General features: G+C 61.5%; 1 protein-coding gene. It reads left to right on the plus strand.

The window, feature by feature from the left end; genetic code table 11:
- Positions 1-169: 169 nt before the first annotated feature.
- A partial coding sequence (locus tag LZ017_RS21905; RefSeq protein ID WP_241399046.1) for a flagellar transcriptional regulator FlhD occupies positions 170-366 on the plus strand: 197 nt, incomplete at its 3' end.

Raw genomic sequence — 366 nt, forward strand, 5'->3', positions numbered from 1 at the left:
TTGTCAGGCAAATTCCTACAAGGGCCTACCTGGGAGGCTGATGGAAAAGCTGGAAAAGGGCTGATGTTGCGGGGCAGTTGAGGACTTCACAATGCGTTTCACGCTGAAACGAAACGCTGGAGCCGGGGCCCTGAAGAAGAGGGGGCGGCATCCGGCAAGGAGTCCCGAGATGAATGCAGACCAAATCCTGGCCGAGATCCGCGAAGCGAACCTGTCGTACCTGATGCTGGCGCAAAGCCTGATCCGCACGGACCGCGAGCAGGCGCTGTACCGGCTGGGGATCTCGGAGGAGACGGCGGTGCTGCTGAACACGCTGAGCCCGGCGCAGATGCTGAAGATCGCGTCGGGGAACACGCTGCTGTGCCG

It is taken from the genome of Pelomonas sp. CA6, from assembly GCF_022549225.1.
Taxonomy (GTDB): Bacteria; Pseudomonadota; Gammaproteobacteria; order Burkholderiales; family Burkholderiaceae_C; genus Roseateles.